The organism is Winogradskyella wichelsiae (assembly GCF_013403925.1).
GTDB classification, from domain to species: Bacteria; Bacteroidota; Bacteroidia; order Flavobacteriales; family Flavobacteriaceae; genus Winogradskyella; species Winogradskyella wichelsiae.
Map to the genome: position 1 here is coordinate 398,724 of NZ_JABFDJ010000003.1, position 23,531 is coordinate 422,254.

The 23,531-nt window shown below is 33.8% G+C and carries 15 protein-coding genes; 9 read left to right on the plus strand and 6 right to left on the minus strand.

Translation table 11 applies throughout. The annotated features are described in order from the left end of the window. The first annotated feature begins 42 nt into the window (after positions 1–42). The 5 genes from HM985_RS08990 (at position 43) to HM985_RS09010 (ending at position 11,185) form a co-directional block, all read left to right on the plus strand. Positions 43–2,427, plus strand: a complete 2,385-nt coding sequence (locus tag HM985_RS08990) for a glycosyl hydrolase family 95 catalytic domain-containing protein (protein ID WP_179375930.1) — start codon at positions 43–45, stop codon at positions 2,425–2,427. A gap of 10 nt (positions 2,428–2,437) precedes the next feature. Further along, complete coding sequence (locus HM985_RS08995) at positions 2,438–3,961, plus strand: sulfatase-like hydrolase/transferase (RefSeq protein ID WP_179375931.1); 1,524 nt, start codon at positions 2,438–2,440, stop codon at positions 3,959–3,961. 24 nt (positions 3,962–3,985) lie between these two features. Next, complete coding sequence (locus HM985_RS09000) at positions 3,986–5,824, plus strand: sulfatase (protein ID WP_218843400.1); 1,839 nt, start codon at positions 3,986–3,988, stop codon at positions 5,822–5,824. A gap of 238 nt (positions 5,825–6,062) precedes the next feature. Then, entirely contained in the window at positions 6,063–8,009 is a 1,947-nt protein-coding gene (locus HM985_RS09005) for a T9SS type A sorting domain-containing protein (protein ID WP_179375932.1), read from the plus strand. Positions 8,010–8,227: 218 nt separating this feature from the next. Continuing rightward, entirely contained in the window at positions 8,228–11,185 is a 2,958-nt protein-coding gene (locus HM985_RS09010) for a sulfatase-like hydrolase/transferase (RefSeq protein ID WP_179375933.1), read from the plus strand. Between the two features lie 418 nt (positions 11,186–11,603). On the opposite strand, the gene HM985_RS09015 is transcribed toward HM985_RS09010, so the two are convergent. The 5 genes from HM985_RS09015 to HM985_RS09035 form a co-directional block, all read right to left on the minus strand. Next, the gene (locus HM985_RS09015) at positions 11,604–13,712 is read right to left on the minus strand and encodes an outer membrane beta-barrel protein (RefSeq protein WP_179375934.1); all 2,109 of its coding nucleotides are present in this window, start codon (positions 13,710–13,712) and stop codon (positions 11,604–11,606) included. Then, a complete protein-coding gene (locus tag HM985_RS09020; RefSeq protein WP_179375935.1) occupies positions 13,696–14,319 on the minus strand; it encodes a carboxypeptidase-like regulatory domain-containing protein in 624 nt (207 codons plus the stop codon). The genes HM985_RS09015 and HM985_RS09020 overlap by 17 nt, the downstream gene beginning before the upstream one ends. Before the next feature lie 193 nt (positions 14,320–14,512). Then, positions 14,513–15,850: a T9SS type A sorting domain-containing protein gene (locus tag HM985_RS09025; RefSeq protein ID WP_179375936.1), complete on the minus strand. Its 1,338-nt coding sequence runs from the start codon at positions 15,848–15,850 to the stop codon at positions 14,513–14,515. Between the two features lie 316 nt (positions 15,851–16,166). Continuing rightward, positions 16,167–16,934 (minus strand): T9SS type A sorting domain-containing protein, encoded by a 768-nt coding sequence (locus HM985_RS09030; RefSeq protein ID WP_179375937.1) that lies wholly within the window; start codon positions 16,932–16,934, stop codon positions 16,167–16,169. 180 nt (positions 16,935–17,114) lie between these two features. Beyond that, a complete protein-coding gene (locus HM985_RS09035) occupies positions 17,115–19,028 on the minus strand; it encodes a sulfatase (protein WP_179375938.1) in 1,914 nt (637 codons plus the stop codon). A gap of 336 nt (positions 19,029–19,364) precedes the next feature. On the opposite strand from HM985_RS09035, the gene HM985_RS09040 reads away from it, so the two are divergent. The 4 genes from HM985_RS09040 (at position 19,365) to HM985_RS09055 (ending at position 22,518) form a co-directional block, all read left to right on the plus strand. Then, positions 19,365–21,290 carry a T9SS type A sorting domain-containing protein gene (locus HM985_RS09040; RefSeq protein ID WP_179375939.1) on the plus strand — a complete coding sequence of 642 codons (1,926 nt, stop codon included), beginning with the start codon at positions 19,365–19,367 and terminating at the stop codon, positions 21,288–21,290. A 135-nt stretch (positions 21,291–21,425) separates the two neighbouring features. Then, positions 21,426–22,124 carry a hypothetical protein gene (locus HM985_RS09045; protein ID WP_179375940.1) on the plus strand — a complete coding sequence of 233 codons (699 nt, stop codon included), beginning with the start codon at positions 21,426–21,428 and terminating at the stop codon, positions 22,122–22,124. Beyond that, positions 22,096–22,290: a hypothetical protein gene (locus HM985_RS09050; protein WP_179375941.1), complete on the plus strand. Its 195-nt coding sequence runs from the start codon at positions 22,096–22,098 to the stop codon at positions 22,288–22,290. The genes HM985_RS09045 and HM985_RS09050 overlap by 29 nt, the downstream gene beginning before the upstream one ends. Before the next feature lie 21 nt (positions 22,291–22,311). Further along, positions 22,312–22,518 carry a hypothetical protein gene (locus tag HM985_RS09055; RefSeq protein WP_179375942.1) on the plus strand — a complete coding sequence of 69 codons (207 nt, stop codon included), beginning with the start codon at positions 22,312–22,314 and terminating at the stop codon, positions 22,516–22,518. A gap of 581 nt (positions 22,519–23,099) precedes the next feature. Here HM985_RS09055 and HM985_RS09060 read toward each other — a convergent pair. Next, a complete protein-coding gene (locus tag HM985_RS09060; protein WP_179375943.1) occupies positions 23,100–23,450 on the minus strand; it encodes a DUF4047 domain-containing protein in 351 nt (116 codons plus the stop codon). Positions 23,451–23,531 lie beyond the last annotated feature (81 nt).

Consider the following 23,531-nt stretch of genomic DNA (forward strand, 5'->3'; position numbering starts at 1 on the left):
TAAAATATATTTGTTATTCATTATCTAAACAAATAATAGTCCATGTTTCGATTAAAATTAGAAATACGTATTCTTTATCTTTTTATTCTTGTTTCGAGCACCTTATTTTCTCAGAATAATCAAGTCGATTTTAAAGTAGATTACGAATCCTTTTTATCTAAGCACGACCTGCTTTGGGATCTTGTTCCAGACAAATGGCAAACCGCGCCCTATTCAGGAAATGGTAATGTTGGCTTTTTATTGTATCAAAGTCCAGAGGAAAACGACAATGTCATCTCATTACATATTGGTAGACATGATTATTACGATCATAGAGAAGCTGAAACAAAGGCGGATGAAATGCTTTGGATTAAACGAAGCCGTTTACCATTAGGTCATTTTAAACTGAGATCTAAAGGAAAGATTACGGGCATTGATATGCGTTTAGATTTATGGGACGCAGAATTAATAGGTACTATCACAACGTCTAAAGGAAGTTATAACATTAAAGGGTTGACACATAGCACCACTGATATCATTTATTTTGAAACAGATACAAAAGATGAAGCCATAGAAATCACATGGCATGCTGAAGATCCTATTCCACCTGTATACGAAGTTTTAAAGAGTGGTGGAGGACCAAAAGGAGGTACATGGGATAAAATGAGGGCTGTAACTTTAGAAATGGCACCCAAACCGACGTTCAGTGAGAAAAACGGTTACAAATTCTGTTACCAACCCTTGTATGATAATAGAGGAGAAACTACTACAGGTTATAAAATAACAGGTAATCCTTCCGGAAAACAACAATTAATAGCGAGTGTACACCATTGTTTTCCTGATCACAATTCATTAGAAATAGTTACAGAAAATTTAGAATCTGCAGAAGTACTTATCCAAAAAGACAACTTTGTATCTACCCATCAAAAATGGTGGCACGACTATTATCCATTAAGTTTTTTAACCATCAATGATGCGGAAAAAGAATCATTCTATTGGATACAAATGTATAAACTAGGCTCTGCTTCTAGAGGAAACGGTCCAATTTTAGATTTAATGGGACCTTGGTATAACCGAACGTTTTGGCCAATGGTTTGGGGCGATTTAAATGTGCAACTCATCTATTGGACGCATTTAACAGCCAATAGAATGTCTATTGGAGAATCTCTACCAAACAACATTGACAAATATGCTAAAAACCTAGAAAACAATGTGCCTGGAAGTTGGAAAAATAGTGCTGCCGTTGCTGCTTTAATGCCGCAAGACCTCATCGCTTTCAACGGAGCAAAAGTGCCAGATATGTTGGCATGGATGTTAAACGATTATTGGTTGCATTGCCAATTTGCAGGCGATGATAGTCGTATGCGAGATAAATTGTTTCCGATTTTAAAAAAGACGGTAAATAGCTATCTGAATTATATTAAAGACAATCCTGTAGAAGCAGAAGACGGCAAAATTCATATTAAATACAGTTGGTCGCCAGAATACAAACCTGGTCGTGGTCAAGATATTAATTTCACGTTGGCCTTAATTCGTTGGAGCTGTCAAACCCTAATTGATATTGATGAAAAGCATGAATTAAATGACCCGCTTAAAAAAGAATGGAAACATCTGTTGGATAATTTAGTGGATTTTCAAATCGATGAAAATGGTCTTATGGTAGGAAAAGATAGACCTTTTGCTAATCCGCACAGACACTATTCGCATCTATTAGCCTTTTATCCTTTGATGGTAATCACACCAGAAAAAGAAGAAGATAAAAAACTACTGCGCACGTCGTTAGACCATTGGTTGGATGTTACGTTTAATAGTGGTAAGAAAATCAAAGCCATGCCAGTTACAGGTTATACAGCAACTGGAGCATCTTCTATGTATGCCAATTTAGGCGATGCTGAAAAAGCGTATTATTATTTAGATTTTCTAATTAAGCATAAAAATATTTCGTCTACTACGATGTATTCCGAAGGAAAAATTAATCCGGTTATTGAAAGTCCGCTGTCTTTTGCCACAAGTTTACACGATATGATGTTGCAAAGTTGGGGCGGAAAAATACGCGTATTTCCTGCTAGTCCGAAAAAATGGAAAGATGTGGCGTTTCATGATTTAAGAACACAAGGTGCATTTTTGGTCAGTGCTAAAAAAGTAGAAGGGGTTACCGAATTTGTATCTATAAAAAGTTTAAAGGGAAATGCATGCGTCGTTCATGTAGATTTTGAAAATCCTAAATTTTATATCGATGGGAAGTCCGTTTCTATAAATCAATCCGAAGATGGTTCTTACAAAATTGATTTAAAGCAAAATGAATCGGTTATTATTACTTCCAAAGAAATAAACAAAACAGATTTAAGTATTCAAGAATTACCAAAATCGGAAGCAGAGCAAAATCTATTTGGTTATGGTGAAAAAACAAAACGATTACCTGGTCATAAATACTACAGTTCTTATTAAATATAAACTCATGAAAAAATCTATTCTATACAGCATTTTTATATGCGCTTCGTTTATAGCATGCAAAGCACAAGAACAACAAAAGAAACCGAATGTCATTTTTATTTTTTCAGATGACCAACGGTATAATTCTCTGAGCATGACAGGCGACCCAATAGCTGAAACACCCAATATCGATCAGTTAGCAAAAGAGGGCATCTTTTTTAACAACGCCTATATTACAAGTCCTATTTGCGGTCCAAGTAGAGCCAATATCTTTACAGCACAATGGGAACGAAAAAACAAAATTGGGTTTACCTCTGTTTCTAATAATGTGATTTCAGAAAAGTCATATCAAGACAGTTGGCAGTCGCAATTAAAACAAGCGGGATATTCCACGGCTTTTATTGGAAAACACCATACCAAAATTGGAGATAAAAGAAATACACCGTTAAATAAAGGTACTGACTTTGCTTATTATGGTAATGGTCATTTGGGGTTTTATCCTGCAAAAAGACACAAACAGTTTGCTAACCTTAAAAACAAAACACAAATAGAAGGGTTCTTAGAAGCGACCAAAGCTTATTTGTCACAAGATGAAAACTATGATTACTTTTATAAAAACGCAGACCCATCTATTAAAAATCAATTGAAGAAAAGAGATCCTAACAAACCCTTTTCGGCATGGATTAATTTAAATCTTCCGCATGCCTCTAGTATTGGTGGTATGGGATCGGAAGACACAGATCCAGAGTATTATAAAACAAAATACGATGATGTAAAGCATAAAATGGAATTACCAGATGACTATCCTCAAGATATTAGTTTGCCTAAAGAAGTGTATGCACCATCCGATTTAATGAAATATTATGTCACGTCTAATAAAGGCAAATTATTAAATGAAAAGCTAAAAATGGATCGCGCTAATTATGCTATCGATTTAATGGTAGGGAATTTACGCGCCTTTTTAAAGGAAATAGGAGAAGCAGACAATACTATTATTGTATTTTGTTCCGACAATGGTTTGTTTTTAGGCGAACACGGATTAGGCGGAAAAACCATTTTGTATGATGAATCGGTGCATGTGCCGATGATTGTGTATTCGCCATTTTTCAAGGATAAAACAAAAGGAAAAGTGATTGAGGAATTGGTTGTTGGTCAAGATATTCCTGCAACTATTTTAGAAATGTGTGGTGTAAAAACACCGGAATCCTATCAAGGTAAAAGTATGCTTCCACTAATTGCCGGTGAAAATACAGATTGGAGAGAAGACATCTTTTTAGAAAACTTATTTACAGATCAAGGTTACCCTAGACAAGAAGGAGTACGCAGTAAACAGTTTAAGTACATTCGTTCGTTTGGTAAGAAAAACGACCGAAATAAATATGTTCCAAATCAATCTACGGAAACGAATGAAGCCCCAATTTACGAAGAGCTATTCGATATTATAAACGATCCTAAAGAACAGAATAACTTAGTTGGGAATAAAGCCTATTTAGAGATTTTAAACGTGTACAGACAAAGATGTAAAACCCTTGTGTCTGAACTAAATTAGTTTTATAATTAAGTAATAATCATCATGAAAAAAGTATTTCTATTAGGAATGGCTTTTTTAGTTACGTCAAGCAGTTTTGCACAAGAAAGACCAAAAAAGCCAAATGTAGTATTAATTTTAACCGATGATTTAGGTTGGCAAGACGTAAAATGCTATGATATTGACGAGCCTTCTCCATTCGAAACTCCAAACATTGACAGATTAGCTAAAGAAGGAGTTTTATTCTGGCAAGCGTATTCTCCTGCAACGACGTGTTCTCCGTCTAGAGGTGCAATCTTATCTGGCCAACACCCAGTGCGTCTAGAAAGAACTAGTGTAAGAGGTGGACATCCACCATTGCCTTTTAATCATGGATCTACCTTGATTAGTCCTTGGATGCGCGGTGCTTTAGATGCTTCTAAAGTGACGATAGCTGAATCCCTTAAATCAAATGGCTATAAAACAGGACATTCAGGAAAATGGCACGTTGGTATTGCTGTAACAGACTATCCTGAACCTAAAGATCAAGGATTCGATTTTTCAAAACATGGTTTTGGCGCTCATAAAAGAATGACCGATCGTACAAAAGGATTTGCAACGACGGATTCTTCAGATCCATTTACACTAGACGAAGATGGTTTTCCGTTTGATGACATCACTCAAGACGGTATTGACTTTATGGACCAAAACAAAAAAGATCCATTTTTTCTGTTTTATGCTTCTCGATTAGTACACACGCCTATACAAACAAGAAGTGAAGCTTTATTGCGTAAATACTATGAGAAATTAGGATTAGAATATCCTAAAAAGAATGACATGTGGGACAAAGCAGGTCAAAAAAACGCCTATTATGCTGCCATGATAGAAATGATAGATCATTATACAGGTCAACTGATTACATATCTTGAAGAAACAGAAGATCCAAGATGGCCAGGACATATGTTAATCGAAAATACCTATGTTATTTTTACTTCAGATAATGGTGGTATGGAACAACATACAAAAGAAATTATTACAGACAACTATCCTTTAGACAAAGGAAAGATAAATGCAAAAGAAGGTGGTGTACGAGTACCACTAATCATAACAGGACCAAATATTGCTGCAAATACGGAATCTAATGTTATGGTAAATGGTGTGGATTTCTATCCTACGATACTAAGTTGGACAAACACTCCAAAAGATGCAAATCAAATATTCGATGGTGCTGATTTATCTACATTACTAGATAAAGACCCAACAGATGCTAAATTAGTTTTAGATCCTGAAACTGGAAAACCAAGAAATACGATGATGTGGCACTTTCCAAACAGCGCTATGCAATCTACATTACGAATTGGAGATTTTAAACTTGTACGTGAATATAAGGCTACTGAAGAAAATACCGATTTGGCCTTATATCAATTGTACGAAAATGGCTCTAAACGTGTCGATATTGAAGAATCTCAAAATCTAGCAGAAAAAATGCCAGAGAAAACAGAAGAGATGAATCGTCTTTTAACAGAACGATTAGAAAAACTAAATGCGAGATATCCTTATTTAAATCCAACTAGTAAATCTGCGTTACCTAATAAATCTAAAATACCTACTGTTGTTGAGCATGGCATAGATGGAAAAAATGTTTGGTTAAAATATCAAAACAATGGATCTAAGGTGGTAAAAGCAGAATTAATTTATACAACTAATGGTGGTGTACGTGGTGAAATTTGGTTTCCTGTTTCTATGAATCTTAGGAATGATAATGTTTCTGTAGCATTGCCAAAAGGAACAACGCATTACGTCTTTAATTTAATTGACGAAAACAATTACTTAATAGGTTATCCTGATGGAGGCTACCAAAAAACGACTAAAGTATTTGCAACTAAAGCAATTGCCGTTAAATAATTAAAATTATTTCATATTTAAAGAAGCACTATAGGATTAAATTCTATAGTGCTTCTTTTGTTATTTATACATATTACCTCAAAATAGCACTATTCCACTGTATAACGTGAAATTGGTAGTATAGAGCAATCATTTAGTGAATGAGAGAAAATGTAGTTAAGTCTCTAATCTTATTTTTACATGGTCTTCAAAATATGAACATGATGATTCATTTGGAGGCTATTAAGCAACTATCGTTATGCCAAAGTTTTTCTATTTTTTTTTATTTTCAATATCATTTCTACAGATATCTAATGCCCAGTTTCTATGGTTACAAAACGAAACAAATACACGAAAAATTGAATTTGTTAGCGAAGAATATATAGAGTACACTGAGAATGTAACAAACCCTAATACTTCAGGAATTAATACACACACTATTGTCTCTAAATTTAATAGAGTTGAAGGTACACAAGATTTTTTGGAATTTAATTTATTCAATTACGTAACAGATTTAACCGATTATACAGTTACGTTTAAAGCCTATATTGATATACCTACTGATGAGCTAACTACAAACAATTCAAAATTAAGAGTGTTTTTTGATAGTTCTGATGAAGGACAACGTGTTTATGAACAATTGAATTTTACAGTTGGACAAGAATGGGAAATGTTTACGTTTCATTTTGAAAATGTTGTGGTTCCACATGTTGATGGCTATGATCTTATGACAATAGGTTTTGCTAATGGTAGTGTAGAAGAACCTGCCATGACTTACTATATTGATGAGATATACGGATCAACAGATCAAACAGCTACTGTAGGAAATCATCCAGCGGCTTGGTTACAAGGTTCATGGGGAGTTACATTTCCTGTTTTTGGTGGTGAAAGGTTAGATGCAGAAGTTGCTACAGGCCATGATCCATTAGGAGGTGCACAAGAGGTTGTTGCAGAACTTCCAGCTGCAGGGCATGTTATTACAAACCTTAGTTATTTTGCACACTCTCATTATTTTACAATGAGAGATAATACTAATGTAGATGTAGCTACAGAGATACACGAAAGTTTAGTTCCTAGTGCAGAGAATCAACAAATCATGCTGGACGTTTTGCAAACATTTAAAGATGCAGATAAGAAGATTATTTTGTACATATCTTCTAACTATTTAGATAGAGCAAGTGATGAAACGAAAGCGGCTTGGGTAGATTATTATACAGCTAATTTTAATGGAGATGAATATTTAGCTTACAGAAATTTAGTTCAAGGATTTATTCCTGCGATAGCAGAGTATGCTGATGGATATTGGTTTGATACAACAGGAGCACTTCTTGACGATGGAAATTTAGAAGATTTTGTTCAAATGTTTAAAGATGCCGATCCTGAAGCTGCTATGTCAGTGTCTGAGTTTGGTCATAAACATTATATAGATGGCGTATTAGTTGCCGTTGATTCTGATGGAGTTGATGATGAAGATGAAAGCGACTATGATGTATCAAACTTTAGAGGAAACAATACTTCTCAAGATTTTACAAGAGGACATGTCTCTGCGTTAGCTGGTGGTGCTCCGCCAAATTCTTGGGGATACGAAGAGTTTACATTACCTGCTATGGTTGGTAATCCTTGGTCAATGTATGAAAAAAAACAAGTATTAAAACATGCATGGTTTCCTATTAGAGATAAATGGCATGTTAGTTCCGCAAATTTAATATTTGGAATAGAAGATGCTTACAGATTTTCTAAAATTCTAATAGATGCCAATGCTGGCGTTACATTTGCAACTACAATATCTAATGCTAATGCTGATGAAGGCCATATGATGGCTGATGAAATGCTTATTATGAAAGCAATTAACGATAGACTTCTTTCTAGTCCTGTACCCGATTTTGAACCATATGTAAGACCAGATGGAGCTTATCTAGTCGGTGAAACGCTTAGTACAAATTCATATGAATTTACTAATCAATCGGATGTTAGGTTGTATCCCAACCCAGTAGCTGATCGACTCACAATTTCTAGAACAACTACAGATATAAATAACATAACGGTCCTAAACATACTAGGAACTAAAGTACTGAATAAAACATGGACTAATGGAACGACCACCACACAATTAGACGTGTCTACTTTAAAATCAGGAATTTACCTTATTAAACTTTCGAATGGGAATAATTATAGCATCACTCGAAAAATAATAGTATCCAAGTAAAAATAAGTAATACCAAATGAATTATAAAATGAGACTAAAATAATTTGGATTATAGCGTTCACAGACGACTAATAAAATCTAAGCATAAGTCTACGGTTCTATTTTATTATGAAGTATGTGAGTGATAGAAGCAAATTATTAGGCTTATTTTATGGTTTATTTGGTATAATCGCAACTAATGTAACTTTTGATAAAACTTTTTTAAATAAACTAATTTCATGATGAGAAACACGACGTTACTTTTATTATTCAGCATTCTTTTTTTACCACAAACAAATGGTCAAGAGATAATTAAACCAAATATCGTTTTTATTTATGCAGATGATCTAGGCTGGCAGGACACCCAGTTGAATGATGTTGGAGATGTTGTTCCTTGGGAAACACCTAATATGTTAGCATTGGCTGAGGATGGAGCTAATTTTTCACAAGCCTATGCTTCAGCACCAACTTGTGCACCGTCAAGAGGAGGTACAATGAGTGGTAGAATGCCTCTTAAAACCAAAATGACTCATGTCGCAGGAGGGCAAATACCTAAAGTTAAACTTTCAAATAAAACTATAGAGTCGTATTATCCTGGCAGATTACAACTCGATGAAGTGACCATAGCTGAAGCATTAAATCCTTTAGGATATGTATCTGGTCATGTTGGTAAATGGCATATGGCAGCTAATCACAATATTTATCCAGAAGCTGTAGATCAAGGGTTTGATTACCAAGACACTGATAGAGGAATTACGAGAAGTATGGGAGACCGATCAGTGGACTTTGCCACAGATGCAGAAGATGATCCTTATCGATTAGACGCAGATGGAAGACCTTATGATGCTGTAACAGAACTAGCATTGGATTTTATGGATGATAACAAAGAGGAACCCTTTTTTCTATACATGGCTCATTGGTTAGTTCACTCACCTATACAAACAAGAGATTTAGCATTACTAGAATATTATTGTAATAAATTAGGAATTCCTGTGCCTACAACCGATGCAAACATTACGACTCCAGGCCAAACAAATCCCTATTATGGAGCGATGATTGCGAGTTTAGATTGGAGTTTAGGGAGAGTAGTAGATTATTTAAAAGAGACAGATGATCCAAGAAATCCAGGGATGAAATTATTTGATACAACGTATATCATATTTGCGTCAGATAATGGAGGTGCAGAAAATCATGGGTCAGAAATTATTACAGATAACTTTCCTTTAGATTTAGGTAAAACACACACCAAAGAAGGCGGTTTGCGTACACCATTTGTTATAACTGGACCTGGTATTGTAGAAAATCAAGTATATGATAACATAGTTTCTCATTTAGATTTTTATCCTACAATTATGGAGGTTACTGGAGCAGATGCCGTTCTTGATGCAAATGTTCTGAATAATTTAGATGGTGTAAGTTTATTTCCTTTTTTAAGTGGCACTGAAACAGAAATAAAAAATAGTGACAATACTGAAAGAACAGACCTTTTTTGGCATTACCCACATGGACAAGATGAAAGAGCATCTTCAGCTATTAGAAGTGGAAATTATAAATTGTATAAAATCTATGATAACGGAGATTATTATAAAGCTTACCAATTATATAATGACGATGGATCTGACAGTGATATCGAAGAGATGGTGGATGTTATAGATACCATGCCTGTATCGCTTAAAAATGAAATGATCTTAAACCTAGAGACGCTTTTAGCTGAAAACGATACAAGAACACCACATTTTAATCCAGATTATAGTGGTGATCCTTTAGTTAATCAAGATATTGTTCCTTCTATAACTTCAACAGTTTATGATGAGAATACAGGTGTAGCCACAGCAACGCTAACTACTAATCCTGGAGATGCAATTATTGAAACCGCTTATTTGCTTTATAGGATAGAAGAAGTAGACACACCAGAAGAAGAATGGTTTGAACTTCCTGCAACCATAGATGGTAACGTGATTACAGCCGATGTGCCAGAAGTAGCGACAGGAGTTGTGTTTACGTTAATAGATGAAAATAATTTTGTAGTCATATCGGATGCCATATCAATATTTAACCCTCATAAGATAATACTTGCTAACGCTGTTGGAGAACAAGCTTTTAAAGTAGTAGATGAATATGCTGAGTTAATTGGGAATACAACGATAGGTGGTACAGCTTATTTACAAGCAAGGACTGAAGAAGGCGGAGATGGAGCAAAATTTTATGTAAAAGCTCCTGCTGATGTTGAAACTATAACTTGTGATAAAATTACATTAGGAATTATATCTCAATCAGCAGATACTGTAAATGTCGATATTATTATTGATGGAGAAACACAAAGTTTTACGTATACAAGTACAAATAATAATACTCCAGAATTATTTGAATTTGATACTCCAGTGACATTTACACAGTCATCTAAAGAAATACAGGTCATAACAACCTCACTTTCTAATTCAGGTGGATTAACACCAAGAGTAAGATTTGTAGATCTCTTCTTTAATGTTTTAGGAGCTACACAACCACTGAGTGAAATAACGCTTAATACAACGGAAGAAGAACAACAATTTGAACCAGAAAGTACAGATGTATATGCAGAATTGATAGGAAATACTACTACTGGTGGTGCATTTGTACAAATGAGAACAGAAGGCGGAGGCGATGGTTTTAATATCAATGTAAAAGCTACTGAATCTGTATTATGTGAAAAGATAGTATTTAGAGTGCGGTCACTTGCAGGTGATACGGCAAACTTTGATGTTACCATTGGTGGTGAGACCCAGAGTTTTGAATACACAAGTACTAACAGCACAGCTGATTTATATTATGAATTTGATATGCCAACAACAATAACTGAAGCGGCGCAAACTATGGATTTTTTAGTAACTAACCTTACCAATGCCACCGCAGGTACTACACCAAGATTTAGAGTTTACGCTGTTACATACCATTTAGATTTAAGTACATTAGGTGTTAATGAGGTGATAGATGCTAGAGAAGCACTTAAGTTATTTCCTAATCCTGTTAAAGGTACTTTTAGTCTTTCAAAATCCGTAGCATCAGGCATATTGTATAGTGTACATGGCGCTAAAGCATACGAATTTAATAATCAGTATCAAGACATCGATATCTCAGAGCTCAAAACAGGCTTATACTTTTTGCAAGTCATACATGAAGATGGTAGTAAATCGACTTTAAAATTATTGAAGGAATAAGCTCAATTTTATAGAATTAAAAATTGCCCTTTTGCATCGAAGAGATACGTCGTCTGAAGCGAAAGGGCATTTTTTTTTAGTGTCAATTAACGATTCTAAACTTGACTAAATAAAATGATAATATGTAATGTATGAATAAAACTAAATATTTAGTGGCACATTACTTGGATTAAAAATGGTTCAATAACATCATCAATTAATATGCCTTTTTTTTCGCCATAATTGCAAGATCGAGAAACTAAAATTGCCGAGGTATTGAGTACTCCAGGATCTGTTTGCTTCTTTTGGTATACATCAAATTTAGACACTATAAAAAAACTATAAACTAGCGTTTTACACGTCATAAATGAAGGCGATAGTAAACCGACTTTAAAATTATTGAAGTAATAAGACTACTTTCTATTGTTTTCTTAGAATTCTAATCGTTTTGTTGCTTTCGGTTACCTAATCGATAAGTGTAGCTCAAGATCATATAGCGTCCTAAACTTTCTGAGGTGGTTTCTTCAAAAAAGTTAGTCGTGCTTCGTCTTTCGAAATCAACGTTTTTATCAAGAAGATCTATAAAAACCAGTTTAAGACTATTATGGCCATTTCCAATACTATAGGAAATAGCCATATTCCATATAGGAAGTTGCAAATCTGTAGCAAACTGATTATCTGAAAACACGAAATAATCAAATTGGGTATTAAAATTTAGTTTCTCTGTAAAATCATAATCTATAGCGGAATAGTAATGTTGCTTTCTATAGGTTCTATTAAGGTTTTGCTCTATAGAAAATGAGGTATTATTAACACTGAAGTTGGTCCCTAGCTTTAAATCTATAACATTCTTATTCGCGTTTTCTAAAGATAACCCCATTGAGATATCTTTTGAAACCACATCGTTAAGTTGTAAGTTAATTAATGACGTTGACGTATTATAAAAACTGCTGTTGGTTATAGCGTAGCGAATTCCTAAGCCTTTTATTTTTTTACTAAAATTAAAATAAGCGGACAATTTTTGTCGCTCTCCACTATTGATATAGCTTCTCGTTTTAACAAAGTCATCGTCTATAGTAATGTTTTGAATAATAGCATCCTTTGAAAACTGATACTTAATCCTACTTGTAAAGTTTAATGATGATTTGTAGTTGAAGATATTAGCAATTAAAGAAATAGCGTCAGTCTTTTCTATTTTTAACTGAGGATTTCCTTTTCTTATATAGAAAGGATTGAGATCATTGATAACTGTTGAGCTTTCCGAAGTTCGTGGGCTGCGTATTTTTCTATTATAGACCAAACGGTATTTTACACCATTTATAGGTTTGTATTGCACTATGGAAAACGGATTAACGTAAAATTGGTTACTAGTAAAACGATCTTCTGTAATGACACCAAACGATCGATCGAGCTCTTGAAGCTCAATACCAGAAAATATATTCAATTTTTTAGTGCTATAACTATAGCCAAATCGATTTTGAAAACTACTTTCTCTATGGTTGTATTTATAGCCAAGGAGTTCATCCTCATCGTCATCAGATGCAAAGGTTTTAAATTGATAGATATCTTCATTTTGATTTAAGACTCTTAAAAAGAATTGAAACTTTAAGTAATGATTTCCGACTATGGGTGCTGTAAATTTAAAATTGAAATTATACAAACCGTTATTAAACACTTCATCTCTAAGCGCAAAAATGTCTCTATTTGAAGGATTATCAGTGTTAATATTCCTAGTTATAAAAGTGGTCTGCTCATTGTCCTTACTTTGCTCGTATATTTTGGTTTTAAACCCAACACTAAAACTACGCCCTATTTTAGCTAATTTTTGATAGAAATTGATGTCAAAGTCGAGTGACTTTTTAATGGTGGTATTACTATAATTTTGTTTATTTGAAGTTACTAAATCACCATCTACTGTAGAATAAAATCCATCTCTCATTGAATACTGTGTTACTGCATCCGAATTTAAACGCCCTTTAATAGTAAGGCTGTTACTCCTACTCGATTTGTTTTTATAATTAAAATTAAAATTGTGATTATTTGACTCTTTATTAAACCTATTATCAGCTTCATAATCATAGTTATTAGTATTGGCAAAAGAAATTCTTTTGGAAAAGGATGTGCCACGATTATCCGAAAGATTATAAAAATAGTCCGCATTTAGAGACTCTTTCTCTTTAAACTCATGACCTATATTAATGCCAACAACACCTGTTTTTAAATACCCACTTAAACTTTTTGATTGAGCAGCAGTACTGTTATCATCATCAGACTCATCAGCAATACCATCAGCATTTTCTAAGAATCCCTGAATATTAGAGCCTGTAATATTGATGTTATTGTATTTACTAATAACTGCCAACTGTGTTTTTGGCGAAAATTTATTATAGTTAGCATTGCCAAAATAGCGGCTATCTAATCCCATACCTGCGGATACCTTTCCGAAACCTTGATTCTTTTTCGTCTTTTTCAAGGTAAAATTAATCACAACCTGTTTGTTACCGTCATCGACTCCTGTCAGTTCTGCCTCATCACTTTTTTTTATCAATAATTTCAATTTTTGCAATGGCATCTGCCGATAAATTTTTTAATACAATAGCCGGATCTCCGCCAAAAAACTCCTTACCATCGACAAATATTTTGGTTACTTCTTCACCTTTTGCAACGACTTCCCCATTAGATTCAACCTCTATACCTGGTAATTTTTTTAAAAGCGTTTCTAGATTATCACTTGGGTTCACTTTAAACGAATTGGCATTAAAAGCAATTGTGTCTTCTTTAATTTGAATAGGAATTACTGCAGATAGCGTTACGACATCTAATTCATAAGCATCTTCTTTAAGAATGACATTACCAATATCTATAGGTTGGTTTTTATAATGAATAGTCTCAAAATGCGTTATATACCCTAAATATGAAAATTGTAGTAACAGGGAGTCCTTTGGAGTATCAAAAATTGCAAATTCACCTTTAACATCAGTAAGCGCATAATTGATAAATGTAGAATCCTTTTGCTTTAGAAGCGCTACGGAAACCAATGCTATAGGTACCCTGCTTTCATCATAAACGATCCCTTTAATTGGCGGTTCAGACTGAGCAAATAAACTATTAGACAAGGTCAGAAAAAGTAGTATTAAAAGTTTTGATGTGTTCATTACTAATTAAATCTCTTAAATCTCAAATTAGAGTGCTTACTATGTTTTTTAAAGCCTTTACCTTGCATATGTTTACTTATAAAACAAGTAGTATAAATATGCTTTGCAGAGGTTGTAGAAAAGTAAAAAAGTTCCATAGTTAATGTAACTAAGGAACTCTTTTATGATTTAATTTGTTATTTAATCAAATACTTTAATTTTTCACAACTCTTATTGTTTTAGAGCCAAATTGCGTTTTAATGTTAGCAATATAAATTCCTGTTGCTAAATCACTAATATCATAATTAGTTACTTCACTAAACGTTTTTAATAACTGGCCTGTAATATTATAAAGTTCTACGCTATCGATGCTGTTATTAGAATCTATTTGAAAACTGTTAGTTACAGGGTTAGGATAAACATTAATAGAAGCACTATTTAATTCAAAGTCATTTGTAGATAATGTGGCTCCAGCTGGACCTTGAAAAGCATCTAAATAATATATATTTCCTGTAGCCAGAAAATCAGCATCTGGTTGATCAAATAATAGGTTTACAGTACTATAAGATACACCTTCTGTAAGTGTAATTCCTGTAAAATCAAAGGTATACTCTTGCCATTGATCATAAACAGTAACATCAATTGTTACATTCTTTTGTCCTACTGTTTCAACTCCATCTCTTAAAAACAATCGTAACCTTCTACCAGAACTGCCATCTACATTCGTTGACGGTGCATAAGCTCTTATTTTAAAAATAGCAGCTGATTGATTTGCTGAGGTAATTACAGCTGGTAATTGGAACTTTAATTGTGAGTGTACATCATCTCCTTTTGTAAACTTGGCAACAAATGGACTGCTGTTTCCAGTAGTTGTTGGTGTAGCAACGGCTGATGCTTGTTCTAAAAACTCACCACCTTGTACCTCATTAAGTGATGCGTTAAATGTATCTGGGCTATAGTTATGGTACCATTCATTTCCAGCTTCTAAAACAGCTTCTGCATCCAAAGGTGGTTCAGGCACATTCTTATCAGTAACGTTAAATTTATATAATCTGGCTGCAGTTATTGATGGTGCAGTACCTAAATCTAAATCTGTAATTTCAAATCTAATAGGCGTTGGAGTAGTTGAAAATGTAACAGCTCCAACATAAGTAGCCGTTAACTGCTGGTAGGTACCAGTACCTCCATCGGTAGCGCTATACGTAAATGTTTGTGGTGTTTCAGTCCCAACCGTAATTTTTATAGCCATTGTATTAAATTCTCTTTTTCTAAAATCAAATGAAATAGTACCGTCAGTAGTACCTGATGAAGTTTGAGCAATAAGATCAAACGTTCCTGCAACATCATCAGAACCAGCTTCATCTGCTCTTATTTGAGTATATGCTGATGGATTTCCTCCTATAGTAGCAGCCGTACCAGTAGAAACAGAAGTTACCAAAGGGGAAACCATATTGAAATCTTGATCTACTGCATCCACTGTTATAATAGCTTGTGCAAATGCTAACGTAGTGGCAAACATAAAAGACATGATAAATAGTAATTGTTTTTTCATAATATATAGTTTTAAAATTTAGTTTATCAAAGTTCGTTATACAAGGTGGTTTCGCTTTGCTCATTTCAACCAAAAACTTTTCTATCAAAACTATTATAGTTAAATAATGGGTTTATTGCCTAATGAAGGGCATTCTCAAAATGAGTCTTAAAAGTATAGGCATTTGACAATTTATTTTTGGATAAAACTGAGATAACAATATTTTGTGATGTTGTGAGAAAACAAAAAAGTTCCTTCGTTAAATTTAACGAAGAAACTTTTTTTAATCGATTTATAACAACAACGTTCGTTGCTTTAAAGACTTGAATACAGAATCTTATTCTTTTACAATTCTCATTGTTTTAGAACCTAATTCCGTCTTAATCTTTGCAATATAAATACCTGTTGCTAAATCACTAATATCATAACTAGATTCTTCGCTATATGTTTTTAATAGTTGGCCAGTAATATTATAAAGTTCTACACGCTCAATACTGTTGTTAGCATCTATTTGAAAGCTATTTTTTGTTGGGTTAGGATAAACTTTAACACTTGTCTCTTGTGTTTCAAAATCATCTACACCTAAAGTTTCATTAGAAAATCTAAGCCAATAGAATCTAATTCTAGCGCTATTAGAAAGGTCTTGTAAAATATTAATATCCAATGTTATCGTTTTAGGAACAGATGTAATAGTAACATTTTGCGAAAATGTTAACGTATCAAATGTCTCATAGGCATTAAGATTGCTTGCACTAGCGTCAGCAGCTAAACTAATCGGTGCGTCAGTTATGCCATCAACAGTCATAGTTACACTCCCAGAATTACCAAATAATTTTCTTACGTGAAAAACAATTGATGTTTCGAAATCTGCTCCAGAAGAAACTACATCAAAACTAATAGATCCATTAAGAACTTCTGGTTCAGTTGCATTAAGATGAGCACCATTTCCGTTTGGTTCAAAAGGTCCCCCAGTTTGAGTAAAATTTGTACCGGCTACACTAATTTGCTGTGTTTCAGAGTCCAATGGATCAAGCACTGTTGCTTGCCCAAATGTAAGACCTGTAGCAAAAAGTAAAATTGCTGTAAATAGTAATTGTTTTTTCATAATATATATGGTTTTAAAATTAGTTAATCAAAATTAGTTATATTATTTTATTTTTCTTTGCTCAATTAACCCAAAAGTATGCTCATTTTCTGCATAAATATTAAAAACACCTAAAAAACAATGGTTTATAATTTTATTTCCAGCTAAAGATAACTGTTATCAACTTAATAGAAAACTTAATTATATGCTACTTAAAGCATAGTTCGAATATTTCTTTTTCTCCTCTTTTAGAGATTTAATCGTAGGCATTTCAGGATAACTAACTAAGAAATTATTTGCATCAATTACATTAATAATATAATGTGTTGTGCCGTTAAGTAAATTAGCTGTTATGGTACCATCAGCGTTTATCTTAGCATCGGTTTTAAACCACTCTTCATAACGATGCCCACCATTGGTGGTATATATTAAATCAGCTTTTACCACCTCAGCTCCATTTTCTTTGTATTTAAAAGTGACTTGGTTATGGTCTTTTGACGCAAATAACACCGTAGGAACAGTTTCTTTATGCTCCATATCACTTTTGTAAAGTGGATTATAAGACGGGTAACTGGCGTTCATTTCTGTTAAAACAGATGTCAATTGCGCATTCATTTCCTTTGTTTTCTCAGGATTAGACATCGCTAAATTATTTACCTCCTCAATATCTACACGTTCTGCGACTCCATTATTGGTGGTATATAATTTGTATAACTCAAATTCTGGTGTTCTAGAATTGTTTTTGTAATCATAATTTCTAATGAATTTATAATCACCGATTCGCAACGTACTTTGGTATGAAGCATGTGGGAAATGCCACATCATCGTCGTTCTTTCATTGCCGTTTTTATCAAGTACCAATTTAGAATCGGTAGGGTCTTTTAATAACAACGTCGATAAATCTGCACCATCCAAATGTTTGTCTTTTGGTTTCTCAATTCCTAATAAGGATAGGATTGTTGGGTAAAAATCAAGTCCGTTTACAACAACATCAGATTCTACTCCTTTTTTAATGCCTGGACCTGAAATCAATAAAGGGACTCTTGTTCCCCCTTCTTTAGCGTTTATTTTTCCTTTGTCTAATGGATAATTATCGGTTACGATATCGCCATGCGCATTTTCCATACCCCCATTATCTGAAGTAAAAATGATATAAGTGTTTTCACTTAGTTTATGACCTGGCCAGCGTGGATCATCGGTAGTTTCTAAATAATCAAAAACTTGTCCTACATAATAATCTAACATCTCTACCATGGCCGCATAATAAGGATTGTTCTGCCCTTCTACCTCCCAATGATTGGGGTCTGTTGGAAAAGGCACCCCTAATTTTTCACAATACTTCTCTAAAAGTGCTTTACTTCTCGTGTGAATGGGAGCATGCACAAGAAACGTAGCGTAATATAAGAAAAAAGGATCTTGTTTATTTTCTTTTAAGAAATTTAAGGCATCCTGACTGTTTTGATGGTAAGGAAACCCATTCTCATCTAATCGGTAAGGATCGGAAGCATCAGTCGTTGCAAAGTCGGTTAATCGGTGTGGTTTTTGAGGAACTGTTGCTCCACGATCTGCGGTAGAAACATCAAAGCCTTGATCTGTGGGTTGCGGAAATGCAAAGTGGTTAATAGCCATATGCCATTTCCCTGTATGGCCTGTAGTATAACCTTTTTCTTGCAATACTCTCGCTAATGTCATTTCGTTTTCTGGCATACGTCCGCTATACCAAGGATCCATAATACGCTGCGTCTCTTTACTAGCATAAACCGTAGGAGGTGCTCCACCAACCACATGTGTCTTTTGAGCTCTTGCCGGATGGTTTCCACTCATGATGGCACATCGACTGGGTGCACAAGTAGGCGCTGGAGAATACGCCTGCCAAAACTGAACTCCTTTTTTTGCTAAGGCATCTAAGTTTGGTGTTTCGTATGGAGATGGTTCATCTATATCGTACACCTTTACGTCTTGCCATCCTAAATCATCCGTAAGTAAGAGTAGAACATTGGGTTCTGGTCTATCGGTGCTCTGAGTATTTTGATGAGTTACTTTTGAATTTTGTGCATTACAGCTAAAACATAAAATTCCAACAATAATACATTTGATATAAGCTTTATATTTCATCTCAGGGTTATTGAATTATTTCTTTGCTCTTAAAAGTGTTATTGACATTTTATTGACTTCAGCGAAATAACAAAATGATACCGTAATAGTGTTACTTATATTACTTAAAACCTTGCTTTAATCCACCAATTTATCATTTTTATTACAATTGGATGTACAGATTACTAACAACATCTTTCCAAACTGACAAAACCACAAACAAAACAATAAAGCTATAACAAGCTTATTCCCAGATATTTATAAATAAATTATTGTGAAGGATTACAGTAAGAAGCTGATGGATTAGAGAAACCACAATAATAGCCTGTCCATTATCTTTATAAAAAATTAAAAAGCATGATTAACAAAATTAATATAATAATTTTATTTATATTTTTTAGCTTAACTCCAGTTGCAGCACAGCAAGTTTGGTACGAAAATTCAAGTCAAACAAATAACATCCAGTTTTCTAACACGCAACAAGGACTTTTTACTATAGATGAAACAAACCCTGAGACCAATGGCATAAACTCAAATGCAACTGTTTCTAAATTCGAAAGAAATGGGCAAGAAAATTCAAGAATTATTTTTGATTTATCAGTACCTATAACAAATTTGTCCTCATATACGATAGCGTTAAAAGCATACACATCCATACAAACTTCTGATTTGAACACCACAAATAGTAGAATCAGATTGTTTTTAAAAAACTCAACTATTGGAGGTTCAAGCAACCTATACATACAAGCAAATTTTTCTGTAGGGGGAGCTTGGGAGTCTTTTTCTTACGATTTTGATCAAGAAACAATTCCTTCCGATGTTTTAACTGCTGGAGGTTACGATCAAATAATGATTGTATTTGCTTCTGCAGATACTAGCGGATTAACATCAACCTATTATATTGATACTATCTCTGGTTATTCTGAACAAACAATACCCCTTGCTACATTCTTATCTGGTTCGTGGGGAGTAAGGTTTAATGTTCACGGTGGTATTCGATTAGATAATGATAGTGGAGATGATTGGGTTGCTGGGGCACAAGAAATTGTAGACAATTTACCTGCCGTTGGGCATGTCATTACAAACTTTACGCACCCAGCACATGGCTATTTTTATACGTTAAGAGACAACCCTTATGTAGATATTGCTAATGAAATTCATCCAGGAATGGTGCCGTCTATAGAAAATGAGCAGATTATTCTCGATGTTATTGACGTTTTTAGAAATGCTGGAAAAAAAGTCATTTTATATGTTAATGGAGCAGGACCTGCAGTTATTCAAGGGAATGTTGATGCCACTGAAGCTGGAATTATTATAGGATGGGAAAACTATTACAATACTAGTTTTGGTGGAGATGAAGGTTTGGCTTGGAGAACTTTAGCTAGAGGTTTTTTTGAACGATTTAACGATTTAGTTGATGGCTATTGGGTAGATAATGTATCTAATTTACCGGGAGACTTAAATGCTTTTATCTCCATGATTAGAGAAGTAGACCCAAATGCGGCTATCGCCACCAATATTACCAAGTCTTATGTATTGGATGAGGATGGAGCTCAGATCTACGTAGATTCAGACGCAATTGATGATGAGGACCCTAGAAATTATAGAGTATTCTTCTTAGAAGCTAACGACCCTTATATGGATTTTACAGCTGGCCACCCTACTCCATTAGCTCAAGGTGCACCACCCAACTCTTGGGCTTATGAAGAGTTTTCTTTTCCTTTAATTACTGAAAATCCTTGGTCTTCTTATGATGGTAGTAAGTTAGCATTAAAACACTATTTTACACCTATCAGACAGCAATGGAGTGTATCTAGCGCCGATTTAGTTTTTGGAACTGAACAAGCCTACCGCTTTGTGAGAACCTTTACGGATGCTGGTGCAACTATGACATGGAGTACCACTATTGCAGATGGTTTTATTTCTGACGATGAAATGGCTATAATGCAAACCATAAACGACAGAATGTTACAGTCACCAAAACCAGACTACGAACCCTATGTTAGACCTGAAGGAGCTTATTTAGTAGGTGAGACCTTAAGTATCGATTCTAATGAGGACTTTAATACACTTGTTTTATTTCCTAATCCTGTAAAGCAAAACTTTAGATTATCAAAAGAAATTGATTCTGCAATTATTTACAATATTACCGGTGAAAAAGTTTTAGAATTTCATAACAATCAAGCGACCTTTAACGTTTCAAAATTAATCGAAGGAGTCTATTTTCTAAAAGCCTACTCAGAAACTAATGAAATTCAAGTATTTAAATTCATAAAACAATAAAAATCATTTCTGCTATTGCCTAATCTAAAAGAACATTAATTTTAAAAAAGTATAAACCGCCCCCTCATATTATAAAAAATAAATTAGTTAGAGACGTACGTTGTAAAAAAAATCATATTCTATACTATCTTATTCATGTTCTCTTTTTCTTACGCACAAGTTGGTATTGGAAACACAGATCCAAAAACCACGTTAGATATTACAGCATCTAATCAAGCAACACCTTCAAATGAAGATGGCATCTTAATTCCTAGAATAGATACCTTCCCTGCAACAGATCCTACTGCTGCGCAAGATGCAATGCTTGTTTACCTAACCACTACGGTTGGTTTAAATTCTAAAGGTTTTTATTACTGGGATCAAGCAACAACAAGTTGGATTCGCTTTTCGAGTATTGAAAAGCTAAACGATCTTTCTGATGCAAAATCTGATATAGATGGCACTAATGACGGTTCTTCTATTTTTATTGGTATAGATCCAGGATTAAATGATGATGCTGATCACAATCAAAATGTTGGTGTTGGTTTTAACGCATTAATGTCAAATGTAAATGGTGATGCTAATTCTGCTTTGGGATTTCAAGCCTTGAGTTTAAATACAAGTTTAAATAACTCTGCTTTTGGCTTTAGAGCCTTAGCCAGTAATTCCAGAGGACGAAGAAACTCTGCCTTTGGTCATAATGCACTTAGAACTAACATATCTGGTAATAATACTGCTATCGGTTCATTTGCAGGAGATTTGTCTTCAAGAGCGGGTAATGTTATTATCGGTCAAAGAGCTGGTAGCGAATTAGCCGGAACAGAGAATGTACTTATTGGTGTTTGCTGGCTATGAATCAGTTGGAGATTATAATGTGTTAATCAGAAAAGATACTGGTCGCTTTACAGCGGGAGATTCTAACGTCTTTATTGGTTATTCAGCGGGTTACAATACGGCTTTTGCTTCGGTTAGTAATACATTATTAATTCAAAATGAAGATAGCGCTATTCCATTGATTTAGGGAGATTTTACCAATGATAGAGTGGGTATTGCCAAAATAGCAACGACACATGCTCTTGAGGTTGAAGGTACAACTGAGGCCACTCAATATAAGCTATCTATATTAAATACAGCACCTGCTAGTGCTACTGATACTCGAGTTGAAGGTGAAATAAGAGTGACTGCTACACATATTTACGTATGTACAGCAGCTAATACTTGGGTAAGAACAGCTTTGGCAACTTGTTAGATATAGGTTTATGTAAGCTTTCTAAATTAGAAAACAGATTGTAATGATATGCCTAAAATCAATTCCCTTAAAGAGATTTTAAAATGCCAATAGAGGTGACACCTTAATTAATTTTTCAGCCTAAGGTGATACCAATAAAATTTAAAATGCTTATGCCTAAAATAACGTATAACCACACTACTTTCATTTAGTGGATTATATATTACCATTAGTTGATACTTCTATAGTAAATGGATTAAATTAAACATCAGAAAAAAGTAATTACTAATTCAAAATATTATAAATCTAACATTTAAATTATCATTTATAACGACATTCTATATGTCATTACTCCTACAAACAATACTGTAACGCTTTTATCTAAAAGAAATATTTAATGTAGTTATTAACCTTTAAAACAAGACTATGCTACCAAAAAATATCCTTTAAAAGTATTCATTATCTGAATACTTTTAAAGGATATTAAACTTGTCAATTTCAATAAGAGAGTACTCTTCTATAAACTTGAATGCTTTTAATCTATTGCAAGTGTTGCACCTATTTTATAAATAGGTATGTAGAGTTACCACTTATAAAAGAATTTACTTTTTCTTCTTATTCTTTCTGGATGCCGCCTTTATTTCTTTAGCTCTGTCTTTTCCAAAGGCTTTATTAAGAGACTTAGAAAATTCTTTATTACTTTCTTTTCTTTTTTCTTTTAGCTCTTCAGAACCTTTTTCATACTTAGCATTAATTTCAAAAGTAGCCTTTACCTGTGCCTCTTTTAATGCTATTAATGTTTCCTTTTCTTCACTCGTTAGTGTTAACTCACTTTCTACAGCTTCTACATATGCACTAACTTTTTGGTCTATTTTTTTATCTGCATTTTTTTGAGCAAATAATGAACTGCACATGGCGATACTAAATACAAGTAATACTATTGTTTTTTTCATAATTTCAAAATTGTTAAGGTTAATTAATTATTGTTTACAACAAACTTAATTAATATCTACTTTAATGGCATTCTATAATGC

Excerpts from the sequence above, each read along its gene's own strand:
- HM985_RS09030 (WP_179375937.1), bottom strand. The coding sequence starts at position 16,934 with ATGAAAAAACAATTACTATTTACAGCAATTTTACTTTTTGCTACAGGT.
- HM985_RS09035 (WP_179375938.1), bottom strand. The coding sequence starts at position 19,028 with ATGAAATATAAAGCTTATATCAAATGTATTATTGTTGGAATTTTATGT.
- HM985_RS08990 (WP_179375930.1), top strand. The coding sequence starts at position 43 with ATGTTTCGATTAAAATTAGAAATACGTATTCTTTATCTTTTTATTCTT.
- HM985_RS09045 (WP_179375940.1), top strand. The coding sequence starts at position 21,426 with ATGTTCTCTTTTTCTTACGCACAAGTTGGTATTGGAAACACAGATCCA.
- HM985_RS09020 (WP_179375935.1), bottom strand. The coding sequence starts at position 14,319 with ATGAACACATCAAAACTTTTAATACTACTTTTTCTGACCTTGTCTAAT.
- HM985_RS09050 (WP_179375941.1), top strand. The coding sequence starts at position 22,096 with ATGTACTTATTGGTGTTTGCTGGCTATGAATCAGTTGGAGATTATAAT.
- HM985_RS09040 (WP_179375939.1), top strand. The coding sequence starts at position 19,365 with ATGATTAACAAAATTAATATAATAATTTTATTTATATTTTTTAGCTTA.
- HM985_RS09060 (WP_179375943.1), bottom strand. The coding sequence starts at position 23,450 with ATGAAAAAAACAATAGTATTACTTGTATTTAGTATCGCCATGTGCAGT.
- HM985_RS09010 (WP_179375933.1), top strand. The coding sequence starts at position 8,228 with ATGATGAGAAACACGACGTTACTTTTATTATTCAGCATTCTTTTTTTA.
- HM985_RS09000 (WP_218843400.1), top strand. The coding sequence starts at position 3,986 with ATGAAAAAAGTATTTCTATTAGGAATGGCTTTTTTAGTTACGTCAAGC.
- HM985_RS09025 (WP_179375936.1), bottom strand. The coding sequence starts at position 15,850 with ATGAAAAAACAATTACTATTTATCATGTCTTTTATGTTTGCCACTACG.
- HM985_RS08995 (WP_179375931.1), top strand. The coding sequence starts at position 2,438 with ATGAAAAAATCTATTCTATACAGCATTTTTATATGCGCTTCGTTTATA.
- HM985_RS09005 (WP_179375932.1), top strand. The coding sequence starts at position 6,063 with ATGCCAAAGTTTTTCTATTTTTTTTTATTTTCAATATCATTTCTACAG.